Here is a 15,682-nt window from a genome sequence, read left to right on the forward strand (position 1 = left end):
GCGCCCCGGCGCAAGGCCCGAGAAGGGTATAGTGGCCGCATCGAGATTAATGATGTTCTCGTACAACTGGAAGTATTTTGCCTTCCCGTTGCTCAGGTACGGGGTCTTCTTGGTCGCGAGCTTGTTGCCGCTCACGATGTAGTACATCTTGCCCCCGGCATTGACGGCGATGTAGGGGAGGCACGGGACTCCCGCATAGGAGGTTCCATTGACCGTAACATCTATGAAGATGCTGAGGATGCCCGTTGGCGGCTGCACAGGATGCCCGAGCCTGATGTTGAACGGCACAAAGACGATGGGTGTGGCCGTGGGCGTTGATGTGGGTGCAGAAGGCGTCTCTGTCGGCGGCTCCGGCGTGTCCGTGGGCGTAGATGTCGGCGGCACCGGTGTATCAGTCGGTGTGCTTGTCGGCGGAATGGGCGTCTCTGTCGGCGGGATGGGTGTCTCCGTCGGTGGGATGGGTGTTTCTGTCGGCGGGATGGGCGTCTCGGTCGGTGTTATCGTGGGTGTAGGTGTTATCGTGGGAGTTGCAGTCGGTTCCTGTTCAAGGGAGTATATATTTTTATCACCATAGCCGGACCCGACATAAAGCCTGCCGTCACTCCCAAGCGCAGGAGAGGAATACACCTCGTACGCCGTGAGATAACTCCACGCCAGCCCGCCCGCTGAGTTCAGGCAGTATATATTTTTATCGCCATAGGCGGACCCGACATAAAGCCTCCCGTCACTCCCAAGCGCAGGAGATGAACCCACCTCGGCCGCCGCGCGATAACTCCACGCCAGAGACGGCACGGATGGGCCGGTGTAATCGCTCAGACCCGTGTGCCTTTCGTTGTAATGAAACATCGGCCAGGGGGAGCCCGGCTGGAGCTGCCCGCAGGCAGTGTAATTCACAAGAAGCGCCATGGCTGCAACGAGTGTAATAAATAAAACTTTTTCATAGCTCACCTCCCGACTGGGATGATGGTGGATTAAGCGAAGAAACGGAAAAACGAAGAAACCTTTTGAGAGCTTCATGCGACCCTCTTATGAATGAAGGATAGCATGTTCTCTGATAGGTCAACAGAAAATTCTCGAAAAATGCCGCTGTTTTCTTCGCTCTCTTTCAGCTCTCCGATTGTAATGTTCGGCCATGGTATCCTATCTCCTCCCGATGTTTCTTTACTTCTATATCCAATATCTGCGCCTTATTATCCAGCCTCTTCACCGCTTCAAATGTAAAATGGCGCTCCTGATCTAAACGCTTCAGGATAACCATTGTCTTATCCTGGCCTCCGAGGACGTCGTTGAACCTGTCATCCAACTCTTTTTTCGTCGCCAATTTCTTAAAAGCTTCCGTATGCTTTGAAACTTCTGTCGCAATCCTCTCAACGGCCTTTCCAACTGATTCAATTTCCATAGGTTACCTCTTTATTGTCACAACGAATTTGTGTTATTAGGTCACTCAAGCGCCACGTTACATATAGCACATCAGGAAGAAGCGTAACCTAACAAAATGCACTATCAGGATTATCTAAATATCGCCGTAACCCCTCACCCACGACATCCCAGACGTTTTATGCAATATTCTACCGCGCGAGCAACTGGCGCGTTATTCGCCCCAAGGACAAATAAGGATCTAACCGCTTGTGGGCATTGCCGTTACATACAACGTCTGCGGGGCGTGCGGTGGGTTGTATTGCGTGGCTTGGCTACTTATTGTATAATCCCCGCCCTATGAAAGACCGGTTCGACCAGATGATGGAGAAGTTCCTCGTCCCGCTCTCCGGCCTCAGCGGACGGGTCACCGACTCCACCTATTTCCTCAGGAAAGACGGGATCTTTGCATTCGCGCAGGGATATCACCACTCCGGAGGGGCGATCTCCGGCAAAATCATCTACTACCCCGCTAGGGGAGGGTGGGTGGACATCTTCGGGCGGGAATACGAGTGCATGCACAAGAGCTACCGGAACGGGAAGATGTATTCCTACACCAACCCGGACCAGCTTAAGAAGCACTACGAGATCTTCCCCGAACTCGTCCGCACCGCGCCCGTCGCGCCGATCATCAAGAACAACCTCCTGCTCCCCCTCAGCGATTTCGCCGGTTTCTTCGACCCGAAGAAGTCCTTCAGGCTCTGCGTGGAGCTCTATCCCAAGATCAGGGACGGGGTCGCCGCGGCGAGCGACATCCTCGGCGTCCCCGTTGAGAAAATGGGCCTCACCGGCTCGCTTCAGTACGGCCGGCTCGAGGAACATGATGACGACACCGACATCATCTTCTACGGCACGGTCGAGGAGAACTACGCGCTGATGCAGAAGATACGCCGGATTGTAAAGGAGGATTCGAAGCGCCACGTGCATGAGTTCGGCAAGTTCTGGCCGCTCCGCTTCTACCACTGCGGCATCCTCGTCTGCCCCTTTTTCGTGTACGGGCGCGAGGAAGAGATCCCGCTCCTGGACTGCGCGATCCGCGTGGTAAAGAAGCAGGCGACGATCACCGGGAGAATCGCCGACATCAGGCACTCAATCTACATGCCCCTCATCTTCCCCCTCGAGAGCGTGAAGCTCAACGGGGAATCACACGACCTCTTCACCCTGATCCTGGCCGACAGCTACGTGAGGGGCGAGTTTGAGGTGGGGCAGCGCGTCCGCGCGGTCGGCGAGCTTGTGCAGGTTGAAAAGGGGGATACGGGCTACCCCGCGCTCCTCGTGGCAAATAATTGGGACGTCACTACAGTGTAAAGTGAAAAGTGGAAAGTGTAGGAGGGTGAGGTTCATAGCTTTTCATTCTAAATGGTAAGTCGCCAAATCAAGCAATCTCCCAATCGCCTTTTCTCTCGATAGCTTGATAGCTCAATAGCCCATCACTTCTTCCCCACCGGCATCAAATAGAGCGGCTCTTCTTCCTTCTTCAGCCCGAGGACCTTCTTGACCTCACCGTCATTGAACGCCCCGACCGCGACGGTCCCGAGGCCAAGAGACTCAGCCTGGAGGTACACGTTCTCACCCGCGTGGCCGACCTCAATATCCACGTACCGCTGCGCCCTCCCGCCGTACCGGGATGCCGTCCTCGCATGCACCGCCGCGACCACGAGTGTGGCGGGCGCCTCCCTCACCCACGGCTGGCCAAGCGAGGCATCGCGCAGCTTCGCCCTCACATCCCCTTCCGCGGTGCGGACGAGCGTATGCCTCGCGGGAATGTAGCGATAGATACCAGCGGCGAGACCATTCACATTCCCAGCCACCAGGTAGATCTCGAGCGGATACGTTGCCCCGGCGGATGGCGCAGTCCGGAATCCTTCCGCGCGCATCGTAATCCCCTGGGCGGCCCACAGTAACTGCGATACCTCAGCCAGCGAGAGCGCTCCCTTTGCGTAGTCCCTCACCGATCTCCTGCGGTGCAACGCCTCCTCAACTGAGAGCTTCCCCTTGAGCGCAGGGGCCGGGAGAATGATCTCACTATCGGGACTCTTCCCCACGACAAGCCCCACACACGACAGCATGATGATCGTAAACAGCATGTCCATACCCACCTCTTTTCAAGTACTCTGTCATTTCAATCTGCTGGAGTTTACCCATGCGAAAGCAGGGGCGGGAGTGACACATGGGGCAACCTGTCATTCCCGTCCCGCTAAGCGGGAGGAATCAAGCTCTGTGAGAACAGATTCACTCGAGTTCTATTGCATTGATCCCTTGAGCGCATTAGAATTATAGCATGTTCAGAAAGATTATCCTCGCCGGCATCGTGTTCTTGATCGAGGCATCCGCCTGCGCCGAGACCCCGCTCCGGCTCAACGTGATCGAACATCGCCTCCCCAACGGCCTCGCGCTCCTCATGCTTGAACATCACCGGGCGCCCATCGTCTCCTGCTCGCTCTTCTATCGAGTCGGGTCGGCCAACGAAGAGCCCGGCTGCACCGGCATCTCACACCTCCTGGAACACATGATGTTCAAGGGGACACGCGCGATCGGGACGAAGGACTACGCGCGCGAAGAGCCCCTCCTCAAGAGGATCGAGGAGCTCCACGCGCGCCTCTCGGAATCAGGGCATGTGGGCGGTCATGAAGACGCGCTGCCGGTCCCCGCGCTTAAAGAGGAGCTCGCACGGGCCGAGCGCCAGGCGGATTCCCTGATAACCAAGAATGAGCTCTGGAAGGTATTGACGCGAGAGGGCGCTGAAGGTCTTAATGCGAACACCGGCCGCGACCGGACCCAGTACCTGTGCAGCGTGCCCTCCAACAGGCTCGAGCTCTGGATGCGGCTCGAGTCCGACAGGATGAGCAACGCAATCTTCAGGGAATTCTACAGGGAGCGAGAGGTGATACTTGAGGAACGCCGCCTCACGATAGACGACAGCCCGGACGGCGCTTTCGGCGAGGAGCTCTTCGCCACCGCATTCATCGCGCACCCCTACCGATGGCCGATTATAGGCTGGGCATCGGATATTGAGCACATCACTCCCGAACTGCTCCGATCGTACTACCGCCGCTACTACGCTCCCAACAATGCGATCCTTGTCATCGTCGGCGACATCCGGCCCGAGCACGTCGTCGCGCTCGCCAACCGTTATTTCGGCCCAATTCCCTCCCAGCCGTCGCCTCCCCACATCGTCACGCGGGAACCCGCGCAGCGCGGGAAGAGGGAGGCACACCTGAAATTCGACGCGTCCCCGCGCGTCTCGCTGGCGTACCACAAGCCCGCGGTCAGCGCGGACGACGATATCGCGCTCAACGTGCTCGAGAACATCCTCTCCAGCGGGCGGACCTCGAGGCTCTACAAGAATCTTGTCCAGCGGAAAAAGGTCGCGGTCGCGGCGACAGCCTCGTGCCCCCCATCGAAGTACCCCTCATTGTTTATCTTGTATTCCATCCCGCGCCGGCCCCACACCAACGAGGACGTTGAGCGCGCGCTGCGCGCGGAGATTGAGACGCTCGGCCGTGAGCCGGTGAGCGAGTGGGAGATGCAGAAGGCGCGCAATCAGATTGAAGCCGACTTCGTGAGGGGGTGCGAGTCGGCTCAAAACCTCGCGTCGCTCATCGGGACCTACGAGGCGCTCGACCGGTGGGAATACCTCAACAATTACATCCCGAAGATCAGGGCGGTCACCGCCGAAGACGTCATGCGCGTGGTCAACACGTACCTCAAGGAGGAGAATTGCACAAAGATTGCCATCCCCTAGGGGAGGGATAAGGGATACGGTGGAATGAGCATGAGGAAGATGTAAGAGATGAGCGTACAGATAAGAAGATTGAAATCAGGCGCGGATATGCATCAATTCACCTGCGGAGCCATCGCGTTCGCGCTCCTCTGCCTTTCCAGTATAGGGCTCGACGGATGCGCCGGGCGGGGGGGACCGGCGCGCCCCTCACCGCTCACATTGCCCCCCCTCACCTTCACGCCGCCAGAGCCGGAGCGGCTCACGCTCGCATGCGGAGCGTCGCTCTACCTGCTGCCGGATCACACGCTCCCCCTCTTCAGCCTGTACGCGGTCGCCCGGGCAGGCTCAGCCTATGATTCCCCCGGGAAGGAAGGCCTGGCCGCGCTGACCGCAAGCGTCATGCGCGCGGGGGGCACCACGCACGTGAGCCCAGACGAGCTCGACCTTCAGCTCGAGTTCATGGCGGCGGAGATCAGCACGGGCACGAGCGAGGACGCAGGCTCGCTCTCCCTCTCGTGCCTGAGCAAGGATACCGAAAAGGCCCTTGGCCTCCTGTGTGACATCCTCCTCAATCCCGCTTTCAATATTGAAAAGATCGATCTGCGCAAGGGACAGGTCCGCGAGGCGATCCGCCGCCGCAACGACGAGCCCGGCGAGATTGTTTCACGCGAGTTCGACCGCCTCGTCTACGGGTCCTACCCCTACGGCCATCAGGTGATCGGGGAGCCAGGGTCAATGGACAGGATCACGCGAGAAGACATCATCGCGTTTCACAGAGATTACATTCGGCCGTCGGGGATGATTATCGGTGTCGCGGGCGACTTCGACCGGGATACGATCGTGCGGATGCTCAACGGCGCCCTCGGCTCAGCACATGCTCCCCTTCCGCCTCCTCTGCCGCCCGCGCCGGACCGCGCGGAACGCACGGTCAACTACATCGAGAAAGACACCGAACAGGCCCATCTCATGGTCGGCCATCCGGGAATCAAGCGGGATAACCCCGATTACTTTCCGCTCATGGTCATGAACGAGATCCTCGGGGCGGGCGCCTTCTCGTCGAGGATGCTCGAGCGCATTCGCGTGAACGAGGGGCTCGCCTACCACGCCGCCACGCACTTCACCACGAACGTGCAGACCGGCCTCTTCTACGCGGTATGCCAGACAAAAGAGAAGACCGCAACGGAGGCGCTCTCCCTCATCCTCGATGAGATGGCGCGCATGTGCGCCGAGCGGGTCACGGGGGAGGAGCTCCAGAGGGCCAAGGACTCATTCATCAACAGTTTTGTGTTCCACTTCACCACCGCCTCGCAGATCGTGGCCCAGCGGGTCGACATTGATTTCTTCGGCCTGCCCCCCGACTACTTGAAAACCTATATCGCCCGCGTCTCAGCCGTGACAGAGGAGGATGTGCTTCGCGTGGCACGGACATACCTCCACCCCGAAAGGGCGACCATCCTGGTGCTGGGCAAAAAGAGGGAATTTGATCCTCCGCTTGAAAAATTCGGGCCGGTCAACGCGCTGAAACTGACGGACGTGAGCTCGGGGGAGTGAGCCGTCAGTCGCGGGGGGATATTCTCAGCACCCTCAATGTTTCACCACAGAGGCCACGGAGAAACGCAGGAGCACACGGAGAAAGGCATCTCCAGTGGTTATACAATTACAACCACAGATGAACACAGATATCAAAAACAGTTACTGATTTCCGATTTCGGGTTTCTGGAAACTGCATTCTCAAAAGGGAACGGAACAGGATTCACACAGATAGTGCATAGTAACTATTAAACTCAACATCTGTGTCAATCTGTGGTTAAAAATATAACGCCTAGCGGCTCCCGACATCGGCGAACTGCGCTCCGCCGCGCACGCGAATCTCATTCCCCTCGCGGATGGCCGTGGCCCACCCCTCACGCACGGGAGCAAGCCACTCCATGGCGCCGAGCAGCTGCCGGGCGCGTGCGAGCATCTCCCGCTCGGCCTGTCTCTCCACGAACGGTGTGACGATCGAAAGAATCTGCGTGAGGGATGCCGCAGCGCGCGCTGCGGCGCTCCCCCTCACCATGAAGTGCGCCTGCGCGGGCGCCATCCAGCTCTGGGGGGAGGGAGCTTTCTCACCATCCAATTCACCGAGGATGGAATCCGCCGTCGCGATCAACAGGCGGTCGCCATACATCGCCAGGGTAGGTTTGTAGAGGCGTTCAATGGGATCTCCCGTTTCCACGAGACAATAGGGCTCTCCCTCATGCCGCTTCAGTTCAACATCGAGGGGCTTCTTTGTGCATGCCATTTGCCTGCCGTCCCGGCCGACGAGACGGATCCTCGCGCCGTGCGCGAGATTGAGAAACCGGCCGATCCTCTCTCTGGCCAGGAGGCGATCACTCACGAGGAGCGAAACCGCCGCGTGCACCATGCCGTTCTCATCCTGATAGAGGAGGAGGGAACAGTCATTACCCAGCCACGAGAGCGAGAAATGATCAGCGGGGAATACGGTCGTCCCTCCTCGACGGACAAATTCAATCGCTTCGGCGCCGCTCCTCCGGCGAAATTGTCCGAGTAGCCCCTGGGGGTCATAGCGGCTCCCCGCGTAGAGGAGGCCCCGGTGCTCCATGAGTCGGGTCAGAGGATCTGCGACGGCCTCCCGCCGGCTCGCTCCACGCAACTCCTTCACCGCCGCTTCCTCCCGGGCGAGAATAGAAACTTCTGTCCCCAGACGGTTCCCCTCCAGATAGAACGTTCCTCGCAGGCGCCTCCAGCCCCCGGCAATCTCCCGCAGCCATTCCCGGAGATCCCTCATCCGGGCCCATGCCTCCGCCGCGCCGGCTGACGGGAGCGCGTCCGCACGGGTATCCAGATAATCGCTGAGCTCCTGGAGATCAGCGAAGAAGCCGCCGCCGGGGCGTTCTCCGTGCGGCCTCTCTGCGGCTGTGCCTTTCCCGAATAACGTGAGCGCGCCGCGCTCCCGCCCCGCCATGAGACTGTCAATGCGTTTCCAGAACTCCCCGCCGGAACCTGTCGTGGCGACGGCCAGGTCGCCTATCAATGTGTAGCTGAAGCGCGGGGTTTTCCGCTTCAGATCCATAACCGTCGTCACCCCGAGCATCCCCTCCCTCCGGCTCTCCAGCTTCTTCTCCCGCCCAAAACGCAGACGCGCGCGGCAGTGCTCCCACAGATGGAAGCAACGCGTTTTAAATCCGATGCGGCTCCAGACGGCCCCGGACAACATCCCTCTGTCGAGGTAGAGCGCGAGCACGCAATCACGGCCGAGCACCTCAGGCCAGTACGGGTTGTCCAGGCGTTCCCATACTTTCGTGAATCGTTCGTCCCCGGCACGGATTTCATCCATCGGGTAGATGCCGCCCTCGCGGACATTCTTCACGAACGACGATCCCTCGCACCCGCGCCACACGGATGCGAGGCCGCGGACGCGCACGCACGCGACCATCCGCTCCGCGGGGACCAGGTCGAACATGGAGGGGACCGCACGCCGTGGGAAGACATAGACGCCGGCTGCGATCACCGCGCACACCACCACCGCCAGCAGTGCGGCGAGAGTCCGTTTTGCGTTTGACTTCACCATGGGCACATGATACATTCTGATGAATATTTTTTCAATCCGGAATGCGTGAGCACCTCTGATCCATCGGCAGCAGAACAGATTATGTGATGTAAGGAGACCAGCCAGTGAAAAAAATAATCGCGTGCGTGCAGCTCTTCTTCTTTGTGTTCTTATTCGGCTGCGGGGGGATGATGACCCCCCCTCCGCCGTTGACCTTCAACCAGCCCCTCTCGAAGCCGTTCGGCCACGCCCTCGCCATCGGCAGGTTCACGGATAAGAGCTTCGCGCGATACTCGCTCTTCATCACGGGGAGCGACCTCCAGGATCTTTTCCAGTATGAGCTCGAGAAGAATCACGTTTTTATGAATGTCTTCAGCGTCTCCGTTGACAAGAAAGACGACCGGCGGGCTATTGAGAAAAAAGCGCTTGAGGGGAAGGCCAACCTTATCATGGAAGGCGAACTCAGCGAGTCGGTGTGCAAGTTCATGGGGAGCAGCGAGCTGGGCATTCCGATGTACCTCCTGATCGGGACAGTACTCGGATTCCCCTTGGGCTTCAACATCAAGGCGCAGACATGGCAGGGGGGGGCGGAGGTGATCTACCGCATCAGGGACATCAAGACGGAGAAGGTCCTTCTCGCCCGCAGGGTGCAGGCGGTGGCGTACAGGAATTTCAGTATATGGGAGGAACGCACTGAGCGGCAAACCAACAAAAACTTCGTCCGCCGCATGCTCACGCCGCTCGTCATGCAAAACCTCAAGACGGCGGTCGTCAAAGATGTCATTTCCAATTTCAAGGACTAGACTTTGGGTAGTTCGGATAGCTTATGCCTCTTCGCAGGTAAAAGAGGTTCAATAATGAGGAAGATTCATATTTCAGCTCTTGCGCTACTCACCTGCTTTTCTAGCAGCTTTGCGTACCAACTCACAAAAGACAGTGTAACGATTGACATGCGGCTCCCTCTGGGATTGGAAGGGCAAAAATACCTTTCTGCCGGAGACGGGGTCTCGGTAGGATTGACGTTGAAGGGTCAATCCACCAATCTGTATGATGGATATCTTGCAGTGGTAACCCCACCAGGGCGGATTTTCTACTATCCAAAATTTTCAACGGCTCCGGCCCCCTGCGCTACTTCTTTCCGGGTTAATGGAACAATAGAGCATACAGAAACTCTTCACCAGATCAACGGAGAAGAAGCGGAAGGCGAATATGCAATTTACTTTGCCATCGTGCCGGCCGGAACGCGGAGGAATCTTCAGAGCCTCATCAAGAGCACCGTGGCGTACGCAAAAAACACGATCTACGTAAATCCTACAGTAGAAGGAACAGTCGCGCTGAAATCAAGTAACGCATTTGTCAAAATCTACGATACCTATTGGGGTGGCCTACTCGGGTCAGGCCCTATAGATTATTCCGGCAATTTTAAAATCATCCTCTCCGGCAGATACAGCACACCTTCCTTTACCAGCACAGTGTGGATAAAAGTAGAGGCGAGTGGATTCTATACCATATTAAATGGTCACTATCCCTACACCCAGAAAGGTCTCTCTTTTTCTTTGGATCCACTTCCCGCTGATACAACATTGAGCGGGGTACTTTACTGCGACGCATGGATCATCGGCCCTTACTATGTTCAGGATGCCGTGTTGGAGCTCCTTTTACAGGACGTCGTCATCGCGAGCGCTCGCTCAACTTCCTCGGGACGATACGATTTTAAATCAGTTCCACCCAATAACTATCTTTTGAGAGTTACGTATCTAGACCATGTACCCGGGCTCCCCCCCACGTATCTGAAAAAAGAAGTACCGGTGACCGTCGGAGAGGGAGTGAACTACCTGGATGTTGACTGCCTGCCATCGGTGATTCCGATGAAGCCGAACATCTATCTTTATCCGATGGATACACAACTCGTACGGGTTTCATTGGAGTTTCCGATGGGAGGAGAGTTGATTCAATCGATACCACCGTATGGAAATGGTTGGGGGGTTGAAGTTACCCCCGATGGCAAAATAGGCGGCATTTATGATTACCTCTTTTACGAATCCCTGAATGCCGACACCTACCAATACGAGCATGGATGGTGCATTGCAGGGGATGATATGGAGGCCCAGTTGCGTGATAAACTCGGGCTGATGGGATTCAGGGGGAGAGAGATGGACGATTTTATCAGCTACTGGATTCCACGCCTTGTGGGAAGCGCATATTATCTGATCTATCCCCAGTTCTCTGAAGATATCGCGAAGTCAACGAAGCTCGTCATCGATCCCCCGCCTGACTCACTACTGAGGGTATTCCTTCGCATTATTCCTGCTCCGATCCAGATTGATATCGCACCACCACACCTGACGCCATTTACCAGAAGCGGATTCACTGTTGTCGAGTGGGGTGTGGTTTTATAGAACATCCAACAGGGCCGTAACTACTGGCCCTGAGGGACCGTCTTCATCTGCTGGGGAGCCTGGCTGCCCGCAGGTGGCTTTCCGCCCCCCTTGTAGGAATCGGCGAAGCTCTTGCCTACCCCTGACCAATCTTTGCTCGCCTGGCCGAGGTCCACATTCACGCAGCTCGTAACCGCCAGAACTGCAAGCGCCAGTACGACGAATAGAATGAATTTCATTCCTCACCTCCGTGATACTAATCCCACCTACAAGGTGGACATAATGTCCACCCCTGGAACACAACTGCTGCTCACACGCCCTTTCCCGCAGGCGATTTCTCTGCGCCTCCCCCATGCGCTTTTTCATCCTTCGCGTATGGACAGCCGCCGGGCGGTGGCCCCAGGGGCCGGGGGGGAGAGGGGACAAAATTCACAGGTCCCAGACGGCGCATTTCGCTCACCAGGTCGGCCATCGATTGCTTCTTTGCCGTGGAGAACCTTGAGTAGACTTTGCTCAGACGCCTGCTGCCGCAGGAAGCGCATCTCCTGCGCCAGAAATTCCACGCATCCGCCTTCTCCATCAGGGCGGTCACCTTCCCGCAGCGACTACACTGGTATTCGTATATAGGCATAGTCTGAAAATCCCAAATCCAAAATCCCAAATCCCAAAAAAATATTTCATGAATCCCTCTAAATACGAAATACTAAATATTAGATACGGTTTTAAAAGCAGCCGAGCTGGCACGATCGTATCTTTATCCCGAGCCTGCTGGCCACATCACCGAGCGAGCGCGGAGGGACCCCAAGTTCCTCAGCCAATCTCAGCGCAGCGGTGCAGGCGATGCCCCCCTCCTTGCTCTCCTCCATAAGTCTCAGCACCAGGAGATCCTCGTCCATCGCACGCTCTTCTCTTTTCACACGACTCACCACTGTGAAATCCCCGACCACATTATACTAGCTCAGGCCGCATTCCGCAATGTGCCGCAGGTGTCTCAGTCTGTGTTCTCCCCCTTCAACCTTACACCTTCGGCTGCAGCATGCTTCTCAATATCTCGAGATTCCTCCTGTCCTCCGCCATCCCCGTGCCCTTCGGCGTTTCGAGAACCATTGGCACTCCCGCGAAGCGCCGATCGCCGAGCAGAATTTCAAACGCCCGTACGCCCAGCGTCCCCTTCCCGATGTGCTCGTGCCGGTCGAGACGAGAACCGAGCGGTCCCTTGGAATCATTCAGGTGAAAGGCCATGATCCTTCCGAGGCCGATGACTCGGTCGAACGCTTTCATTGCCCGCCCGTACGCTTCCCCTGTTCGGATATCGTAACCGGCCGCGAAGACATGGCAGGTATCGAAACACACCCCCAGCATCCCCGGCCGCTCGACCGCCGCGATGATCTCCGCGAGCTGCTCGAAGCGCCATCCCATGCTGCTGCCCTGGCCCGCGGTCGTTTCGAGAAGGATCTTCGGTGTTCCCTCGGGGCATCCGGCGAGTGCCTCGTCGAGACTGCCGGCAATCTTTTTGATCCCCTCGCGCTCCCCCGCGCCGCCGTGAGCGCCTGGATGGAGCACGATGAACGGGAGGTCCAACTCAGCGGCGCGTCGCAGCTCTTCCTTGAGTGAAGAGACCGATCTCCACAATACTGTGCGATCGGCAGAGGCGCAATTGATGAGGTACGATGAGTGGGCGAATATGGGGCCGATGCCGCTCATTTCCCGAGCGGCCGCGAAGCGGCTGCGCTCCCCCGGGTTGAGCGAGCGCATCTTCCACTGGACATTACTCTTGATGAAGATCTGGATCGTGTCGCAGTGGAGGCGGTATCCGCGGAGGACAGCCTGATCGACTCCCCCCGCAATAGACATGTGGGCGCCAAGGAGCGGCGTCAGGGGTGAATGACCGGACGGCATGCGATTCTCCTCTGTAGTCCGGTTCCGTAAGGACACACTGCTCACTTCGGCAGGACGGTCGCACGCGGTTCCGAGAAGACGAATTCCCTGGTAAAATAGGGATCGTAGTTGCCCGGCAACGGGTAGAAAAAGAGGCCGGTTTCGAGGACCCCCCCGATGGTCCTGAGGATCGTCATGGCGGTACCCTTGAGCGGCCCCCAGGTAGCCCCCAGAAGATATCCCCTCTCTCTGGTAATCTCCATAGGGCAGTAAATCATTTCGCCCCAGCCCGTCGTGATATTGACGAGACCCCGTCCGAATTTGCCGCTCGCGCGCTTCGTCACGGTATCCGCGGTCTCAATATCCGCCCGCGCAGAGGTAATCGCAATGAATGCGCACAGAACCGTTGCCAGGCATATGCCGGTGAGCCACTTCTGCATTCTCATATCTGTGCTACCTCATGACAAAAAAATCGCCGCGGATCTTCCCCGACGGCTGAAATCATAACACACCCCTCTTTCGGAGGTCTAATCCTTATTTCGTCAATTTCCATCCCCGAATCTTGTCGAGATTTTCATAATCGGTCATGTCATAGTGAATCGGCGTCACCGATACCGCGCCATCTCTGAGCGCAGCGCTGTCGGTCCCTTCCTCCTCGTCGGTCTCCATCAGCTCCCCGCCGAGCCACCAGTAGGCGCGCCCCCTCGGGTCAACGCGCCTGTGGAATTCTTCAGTGAACCTGGCCATCCCCTGCCGCGTCACCCTTACGCCGCTTATCTTATCTTTTGAAACCACAGGCACATTGACATTGAGTAGTGTCCCCGGCGGCAAGCCCTTCCGGATGACAGACTGCGCCAGACGCCCCGCGAACTCGGCGGCATACCCGAACTCCCTCGATGTAAAGCTGTCCAGGGAAATGGCGAAGGCCGGAACCCCAAGCATGGTCGCCTCCGTGGCCGCAGAGACGGTGCCAGAGTAGATGACGTTCATCCCCGTGTTCGGCCCCTGATTGATGCCCGAGATCACGAGGTCTGGGCGGTGCGGCAGGAGAGAATTGATTGCGATCTTGACGCAGTCCGCGGGCGTCCCCGACACCGCCAGGCCATAGAGCTCCCCATCCTTCCGCACCTCGCTCACCCTCAGGGGGTCAACAGTCGTGATGGCGTGCCCCACCGCGCTCCGCTCGAATTCCGGCGCGATGATCGCCACCTCTCCGATCTTCTTTATCTCGAGGTAGAGCGCGTACAGGCCTGGGGCGTTGATTCCGTCGTCGTTCGTCAGGAGAATATTCATCTATTTCGTCTCTCGCACAGGAGCACCAATGAACCATCCTTCCTTTTCTCAGCCGAAGATAACATATCCCAGGAATGGAATGAAGGAGTTTTGATTGCCATTGCCCCTTTGCGCCGTAATGCATCTGCGTCCAGAGAGGTGGCAACGCAGTTCAACTCTCAACAATAAACGTCACCGGCCCGTCGTTGTCTATCTTCACAAGCATCTTCGCGCCGAACCGGCCGGTGCGCACCGTCAACCCTTCCTCTCGCAGGCAGGCTATGAATTTCTCATAGAGCGCTTCTCCCTTGGCAGGATCGGCCGCCTCGGCGAAGCTCGGGCGCCGGCCCTTGCGGCAATCCCCGTAGAGCGTGAACTGGGAGACCACGAGCGCCTCGCCGCCGGTCTCCTTGAGCGAGAGGTTCATCTTGCCCCCCTCATCTTCAAAAACGCGCAGGTGTGCGATCTTCCCAGCGAGATAGACGGCATTGGCCTCGCTGTCATCCGCCGCCACGCCGAGGAGGATGAGCAGGCCTGCCCCGATCTCACTGACAGTCTCTTTTCCCACATGGACTGCCGCCTTTTTTACCCGCTGTATCACCGCTCTCATAACTCGATCCCGCCGTCATCAATTGTGCTTGCTTTGGTTGCAGTCTATCAAATAGAATAAGTTAGGTGGCATAAGAAACGCTGATTATCGCACTATCGTATAAAATCTGTTCAACTGCAGAATACACATAAAACTAACTGTTAGCGAGATACGATGATACAAAAAAGTGAATTCTCATTTCGCAGGGATCGCCGGAAAGCGACCAGACTTCCTAAAAACGAGATTCTTGACGATCTCCGTCGCTTTAGCGGAGTTTGTGGAAAGAAATCATTCACAACAAAAGAATATGACGCTTGGAATAAAAAACGTTTGACATCAGCTACGATAACGAGACTATTCGGCAACTCGTGGTCTAAAGCTATGACGGAAGCAGGTTTGAAGCCTACTCGAGTTTGGAAAAAAGACGTCTGGGAGATGATTGGGACTTTCAAGCAATGTTGGATGGATCTTGGAAGTGAGCCAACGGGAGAACAGTTTAAATCATACTTGAAGCGAGTGAGTTCACCTTATAAATGGTCGAGCTATAAAGGTTATTTTGGCAGTCTAGGTCGACTTGCTCAGCGCATTGAAGACCACCTAGCCGGAAAGATATCTGATGATCAACTGTGTGAGCGCCATGCCCCGAAGCAAAAGCGGCGATCAGTCCCCCTTGATGTGCGTTATTCCATTCTAAAACGAGATGGAGAAAGGTGTGTTCTCTGCGGCGCTTCGCCTAAGTACACAGTATCATAAATATGATGACATATAAATATTGCTTTTCAAGAACGGATGCGGCACAATACGAAGACAAAGAAGGAGGCGTATTGTGCCCAGAACAAGCCCATTCAAGATTATACTCTCTTCGGAAGAAA

The 15,682-nt window shown here is 57.0% G+C and carries 16 protein-coding genes; 5 read left to right on the top strand and 11 right to left on the bottom strand.

The genetic code is table 11. The annotated features are described in order from the left end of the window. Together NTX71_11010 and NTX71_11015 are read right to left on the bottom strand one after the other, a co-directional pair. Window positions 1-1,017, bottom strand: a 1,017-nt coding sequence (locus NTX71_11010) for a PQQ-binding-like beta-propeller repeat protein (GenBank protein ID MCX6340426.1), incomplete at its 3' end; no start/stop codon positions are given. Between the two features lie 88 nt (window positions 1,018-1,105). Further along, the gene (locus NTX71_11015; protein MCX6340427.1) at window positions 1,106-1,399 is read right to left on the bottom strand and encodes a hypothetical protein; all 294 of its coding nucleotides are present in this window, start codon (window positions 1,397-1,399) and stop codon (window positions 1,106-1,108) included. 317 nt (window positions 1,400-1,716) lie between these two features. On the opposite strand from NTX71_11015, the gene NTX71_11020 reads away from it, so the two are divergent. Next, a complete protein-coding gene (locus NTX71_11020; protein MCX6340428.1) occupies window positions 1,717-2,724 on the top strand; it encodes a hypothetical protein in 1,008 nt (335 codons plus the stop codon). 122 nt (window positions 2,725-2,846) lie between these two features. Here NTX71_11020 and NTX71_11025 read toward each other — a convergent pair whose 3' ends face one another. Then, on the bottom strand, window positions 2,847-3,509 hold the full coding sequence (locus NTX71_11025; protein ID MCX6340429.1) for a SagB/ThcOx family dehydrogenase: 663 nt from the start codon (window positions 3,507-3,509) through the stop codon (window positions 2,847-2,849). 188 nt (window positions 3,510-3,697) lie between these two features. Here NTX71_11025 and NTX71_11030 point away from each other — a divergent pair, with 188 nt between their 5' ends. Both NTX71_11030 and NTX71_11035 read left to right on the top strand, forming a co-directional pair. Then, window positions 3,698-5,161, top strand: a complete 1,464-nt coding sequence (locus NTX71_11030) for a pitrilysin family protein (GenBank protein MCX6340430.1) — start codon at window positions 3,698-3,700, stop codon at window positions 5,159-5,161. Between the two features lie 48 nt (window positions 5,162-5,209). After that, complete coding sequence (locus tag NTX71_11035) at window positions 5,210-6,691, top strand: pitrilysin family protein (GenBank protein MCX6340431.1); 1,482 nt, start codon at window positions 5,210-5,212, stop codon at window positions 6,689-6,691. A gap of 271 nt (window positions 6,692-6,962) precedes the next feature. On the opposite strand, the gene NTX71_11040 is transcribed toward NTX71_11035, so the two are convergent. After that, entirely contained in the window at window positions 6,963-8,714 is a 1,752-nt protein-coding gene (locus NTX71_11040; protein ID MCX6340432.1) for a hypothetical protein, read from the bottom strand. A 104-nt stretch (window positions 8,715-8,818) separates the two neighbouring features. On the opposite strand from NTX71_11040, the gene NTX71_11045 reads away from it, so the two are divergent. Continuing rightward, on the top strand, window positions 8,819-9,496 hold the full coding sequence (locus tag NTX71_11045; GenBank protein MCX6340433.1) for a hypothetical protein: 678 nt from the start codon (window positions 8,819-8,821) through the stop codon (window positions 9,494-9,496). A gap of 54 nt (window positions 9,497-9,550) precedes the next feature. Then, a complete protein-coding gene (locus NTX71_11050) occupies window positions 9,551-11,092 on the top strand; it encodes a carboxypeptidase-like regulatory domain-containing protein (protein MCX6340434.1) in 1,542 nt (513 codons plus the stop codon). Between the two features lie 20 nt (window positions 11,093-11,112). Here NTX71_11050 and NTX71_11055 read toward each other — a convergent pair whose 3' ends face one another. The 7 genes from NTX71_11055 to dtd form a co-directional block, all read right to left on the bottom strand. After that, window positions 11,113-11,310 carry a hypothetical protein gene (locus tag NTX71_11055; protein MCX6340435.1) on the bottom strand — a complete coding sequence of 66 codons (198 nt, stop codon included), beginning with the start codon at window positions 11,308-11,310 and terminating at the stop codon, window positions 11,113-11,115. 71 nt (window positions 11,311-11,381) lie between these two features. Continuing rightward, complete coding sequence (locus NTX71_11060; GenBank protein MCX6340436.1) at window positions 11,382-11,702, bottom strand: hypothetical protein; 321 nt, start codon at window positions 11,700-11,702, stop codon at window positions 11,382-11,384. Window positions 11,703-11,793: 91 nt separating this feature from the next. Next, on the bottom strand, window positions 11,794-11,988 hold the full coding sequence (locus NTX71_11065) for a hypothetical protein (GenBank protein MCX6340437.1): 195 nt from the start codon (window positions 11,986-11,988) through the stop codon (window positions 11,794-11,796). 100 nt (window positions 11,989-12,088) lie between these two features. Beyond that, on the bottom strand, window positions 12,089-12,970 hold the full coding sequence (locus tag NTX71_11070) for a deoxyribonuclease IV (GenBank protein ID MCX6340438.1): 882 nt from the start codon (window positions 12,968-12,970) through the stop codon (window positions 12,089-12,091). 41 nt (window positions 12,971-13,011) lie between these two features. After that, window positions 13,012-13,395: an exosortase system-associated protein, TIGR04073 family gene (locus NTX71_11075; GenBank protein ID MCX6340439.1), complete on the bottom strand. Its 384-nt coding sequence runs from the start codon at window positions 13,393-13,395 to the stop codon at window positions 13,012-13,014. Window positions 13,396-13,483: 88 nt separating this feature from the next. Further along, window positions 13,484-14,242 (bottom strand): 5'/3'-nucleotidase SurE, encoded by a 759-nt coding sequence (gene surE / locus NTX71_11080; protein ID MCX6340440.1) that lies wholly within the window; start codon window positions 14,240-14,242, stop codon window positions 13,484-13,486. A gap of 151 nt (window positions 14,243-14,393) precedes the next feature. Continuing rightward, window positions 14,394-14,831 carry a D-aminoacyl-tRNA deacylase gene (dtd, locus tag NTX71_11085; protein MCX6340441.1) on the bottom strand — a complete coding sequence of 146 codons (438 nt, stop codon included), beginning with the start codon at window positions 14,829-14,831 and terminating at the stop codon, window positions 14,394-14,396. Window positions 14,832-15,682: the final 851 nt, after the last annotated feature.

This window comes from Candidatus Auribacterota bacterium (assembly GCA_026392035.1).
GTDB lineage: Bacteria > Auribacterota > Tritonobacteria > UBA1439 > UBA1439 > JAPLCX01.

Excerpts from the sequence above, each read along its gene's own strand:
- NTX71_11015 (MCX6340427.1), bottom strand. The coding sequence starts at position 1,399 with ATGGAAATTGAATCAGTTGGAAAGGCCGTTGAGAGGATTGCGACAGAA.
- NTX71_11020 (MCX6340428.1), top strand. The coding sequence starts at position 1,717 with ATGAAAGACCGGTTCGACCAGATGATGGAGAAGTTCCTCGTCCCGCTC.
- NTX71_11025 (MCX6340429.1), bottom strand. The coding sequence starts at position 3,509 with ATGGACATGCTGTTTACGATCATCATGCTGTCGTGTGTGGGGCTTGTC.
- NTX71_11030 (MCX6340430.1), top strand. The coding sequence starts at position 3,698 with ATGTTCAGAAAGATTATCCTCGCCGGCATCGTGTTCTTGATCGAGGCA.
- NTX71_11035 (MCX6340431.1), top strand. The coding sequence starts at position 5,210 with ATGAGCGTACAGATAAGAAGATTGAAATCAGGCGCGGATATGCATCAA.
- NTX71_11040 (MCX6340432.1), bottom strand. The coding sequence starts at position 8,714 with ATGGTGAAGTCAAACGCAAAACGGACTCTCGCCGCACTGCTGGCGGTG.
- NTX71_11050 (MCX6340434.1), top strand. The coding sequence starts at position 9,551 with ATGAGGAAGATTCATATTTCAGCTCTTGCGCTACTCACCTGCTTTTCT.
- NTX71_11055 (MCX6340435.1), bottom strand. The coding sequence starts at position 11,310 with ATGAAATTCATTCTATTCGTCGTACTGGCGCTTGCAGTTCTGGCGGTT.
- NTX71_11060 (MCX6340436.1), bottom strand. The coding sequence starts at position 11,702 with ATGCCTATATACGAATACCAGTGTAGTCGCTGCGGGAAGGTGACCGCC.
- NTX71_11070 (MCX6340438.1), bottom strand. The coding sequence starts at position 12,970 with ATGCCGTCCGGTCATTCACCCCTGACGCCGCTCCTTGGCGCCCACATG.
- NTX71_11075 (MCX6340439.1), bottom strand. The coding sequence starts at position 13,395 with ATGAGAATGCAGAAGTGGCTCACCGGCATATGCCTGGCAACGGTTCTG.
- surE (MCX6340440.1), bottom strand. The coding sequence starts at position 14,242 with ATGAATATTCTCCTGACGAACGACGACGGAATCAACGCCCCAGGCCTG.
- dtd (MCX6340441.1), bottom strand. The coding sequence starts at position 14,831 with ATGAGAGCGGTGATACAGCGGGTAAAAAAGGCGGCAGTCCATGTGGGA.